The 2,275-nt window shown below is 73.0% G+C and carries 2 protein-coding genes; both read right to left on the bottom strand.

Annotated elements, in window-relative coordinates:
* Positions 1-332, bottom strand: a 332-nt coding sequence (locus tag E1211_RS31785; protein ID WP_132353897.1) for a hypothetical protein, incomplete at its 3' end; no start/stop codon positions are given.
* Positions 333-335: 3 nt separating this feature from the next.
* Positions 336-1,544, bottom strand: a complete 1,209-nt coding sequence (locus tag E1211_RS31780) for a macrolide family glycosyltransferase (protein WP_132353895.1) — start codon at positions 1,542-1,544, stop codon at positions 336-338.
* Positions 1,545-2,275: the final 731 nt, after the last annotated feature.

Genomic DNA, 2,275 nt, shown 5'->3' with positions numbered 1-2,275 from the left:
GCCCCCACCCCCACCATCAGCACCAGGTGCAGGAACGGCCCGAGCAGCGGGAACGCGAGGACGGCGGCGAGCAGCAGCGGCACGGCGAGGCCCGGTGTCCAGATCAACGCTGCCTCGTCGGACGGGGACGTCACCAGCAGCAGCTCCGCGAGGGTCCACGCGGTGAGCGGCCAGAGGGCGAAGACCGCGCCGTCGACGACAGCGCCGGCAAAGATCATCCCGACCACCCGGGTACGCGACGCCCCGGAGAGGCGTGCCACCAGAGGCAGGAGACGACCGGCGGCCTCGGAGAACCCGGCGAGGAGCAGCAGGGCGGTGACGACAGGAGACACCGGTCAGCCCCGCCCCGGCTGATCGGCGGACCCGGGCCGGCCCGGCTGCCGCACATAGCGTTCGAGCTCGTCGGCGGCGCGCCGGTAGCCGCCCGCCGCACGCTGGGCGTCCCGCAGGGTGCTCGCGGCGGCCCGGAACCGGGGCTCGTCGAGCAGGCGCCGGGCGAGGGCACGCACGCTCTCCGCGTCGACGTCCTCGGTACGGATCGAGAGGCCGGCATCCAGCTCGACGATGCGGGCGGCCACCAGCGGCTGATCCGCGCCCTGCGGGACCACCAGCATCGGAACGCCGGCGTACAGCGCCTCGTTGACGCTGTTCACCCCGCCGTGGGTGACGAACAGCGCGGCGCGGGCCAGCACCTCCGGCTGCGGTACGGAGCGGTGGGCGATCACGTTCTCCGGCAGCGGACCGAGCGCGCCGGGATCCGTGTGCCCGGTGGAGACGACGACGGTGCCGCCCAGCGGGGCGAGCGCGTCGGCGAAGCTGCGCAGCAGCCGTGGGCCGACGTCGAAGAGCGTGCCCATCGAGACGTACAGCACCGGATCCCGCAGCCGGTCCAACGGGAAGGACGAGTTCTCCGGGCGCGCGCCGACGCTCGGTCCGACGAACCGGTACGACTCGTCGAAACTGTCGGCGGCGGGGTGCAGCGCCCGCGAGGTGTAGACCAGGTTGAGCGGCTGCCGGATGTTCGCCAGATCGATCAGGGGCATCGCACTCGTGTCGTACCTGCGGCGCAGCTCCCAGCGCGAGCTCAGGTATCCCCCGGCGTGCCGCGGCCGGGCCGCCGCCGCGGCCAGCAGCTGCCACGATCCCCGGGTGGGACTGGGCATGCGCCGGTTGAACGCGAAGGTGGTGAACGACGACGCCGCCGGAACGCCGAGCTCCCGGGCGGCCACCGGCCCCCAGGGGCAGAGGGAGTCGTGCACGATCAGATCGGGCCGAATCTCGCGCAGCTCGGCGAGGACGGTGGGCAGCAGCCGTACGGCGGCGCGGGAGAGCTCGTCCATCAGCGCGACCGGGGTGCCGGGGAGCGGGTGGTCGTGCCCGGAGTAGCGGAGCACCCGCGCGCCGGTGGCCGCGATCTCCTCGGCGTAGGCGGGCGTCGTGTGGTAGGTGACGCGGTGGCCACGACGAACGAGTTCGGCCACGATCGGGAGCGTCGGGTTGATGTGCCCGTGCATGGCGATGTTCAGGAAGGCGACAGTGCTCATCGGCGAGACCGGGGCAGGGAGCGGGCCACCGCCCGGTCACATCCAGCGATCATGATCCGCCTTTCTCGCCCGACGCGGGATCGCGTTCGCCCGCGCCTGCTCCGCCGACCGCCCGTCCGGGGGTGGACGAGGGCCGGTAAGCGCAGCACAGCCACCGCATGGACCGAGTCCGGTCGCATGGTGCGGTGGCCGCTGTCACAGGGTAAACGCTGCCTGAACGGGGCACGCCGTGGACCGGGCACTCCCGTCGGCGGACGGTTCTCCGCGTCCAGCCGTGCCGTACCCGGCCAGCCTGCGAGCGGGATACGGTCGCGGTGCCGGCGGTGCGCACCGGGCCGGCGGTGCGGTCGAGCCGACTCACCGGAGGCGACATCCCCCGGGGGATTCGCCTGGCGTGGTTGGAGCCCCCGGCCGGGATCGAACCGGCGACATCTCGCTTACAAGGTGAAGGGCCGCGAGCGGTTAAGCGTGAGCGTGTGGGCTGGGGTGTTGTGGGTGCGGGAAACGCATAGGCGAGTGCTCGCTGACGGTGCCCCATCCGCGTCCCTTTGCCCCGGCTAGACCGCTTTGGCCGGGCGACTGTTGGGCTCGTCCTGGGCGCGACGGCCGGCGAGCTGCGCGCGTAAAAGGTCGCGCAGGGCGTGCTTCTCCGCCTCGGAGTAGCGACGGTCTTCCAGCATGGTGAGGATGTCCTCGACGGTGGGGTCGAGCCGGCGGGGGCGGGCGCGCTC

The organism is Micromonospora sp. 15K316, assembly GCF_004348525.1.
In the GTDB taxonomy this organism is placed as follows: domain Bacteria; phylum Actinomycetota; class Actinomycetes; order Mycobacteriales; family Micromonosporaceae; genus Micromonospora.
The sequence above is the reverse complement of the archived record's forward strand: the minus strand, read 5'-3'. Positions and strand labels throughout refer to the sequence as shown.

Excerpts from the sequence above, each read along its gene's own strand:
- E1211_RS31780 (WP_132353895.1), bottom strand. The coding sequence starts at position 1,544 with ATGAGCACTGTCGCCTTCCTGAACATCGCCATGCACGGGCACATCAAC.